Raw genomic sequence first — 576 nt, forward strand, 5'->3', positions numbered from 1 at the left:
TTGCCGAATCCCATGAAAAAGTTCCTTCGATTATCGGGGCTGCAAAAGGCCGCTATATTAATGTTTTAGTGACAACTGCCGAAACAGCCAGAGAAATTGCCGAGGAGGTGAGAAATCAATCATGATCATTTACTTTATCATCGCCCTTGGAGCTGCATGGCTTCTCCAGAGCGTTTTAGGTTTTTGGCAAATCAGGCATTTCAATCGAACGTTCGCCGCGTACAGGCGTATAGGGAGAGTCGCGGTCGGAAGGAAGACCGGCTTACTCAGAGCCGGAACGGTCGTCCTGTTTGTCATCGACAAACGCAACAAAATTTTGAAGGCATCAAAAATGCAAGGTGTCACCGTCTTTTCAAGAATCAGACCTTTAAAAGGGTTTGAAGGAAAGTATTTGCTGAAGATCGGACAAGCGGAGCTTGCCCGGCACGACCGCCTCACACGTCTTGCAATTGAAGATGCCTTGAGAACATTCGACATCATCACGAAAGGGGGTGATGTTCCGCAGAAGAAAACACGGCTTCAAAAACTGATGAGCTTTCAAATCAAAAAAAGAGGTGAAATATGAAAAACGTAACA

At 45.7% G+C, this 576-nt stretch carries 1 protein-coding gene; it reads left to right on the forward strand.

Annotated features, from left to right (window positions below; all coding sequences use genetic code 11):
- The first annotated feature begins 121 nt into the window (after positions 1 to 121).
- On the forward strand, positions 122 to 565 hold the full coding sequence (locus ACWHAR_RS30165) for a transcriptional regulator GutM (protein WP_003185888.1): 444 nt from the start codon (positions 122 to 124) through the stop codon (positions 563 to 565).
- Positions 566 to 576 lie beyond the last annotated feature (11 nt).

The organism is Bacillus sp. LR--39 (assembly GCF_053613335.1).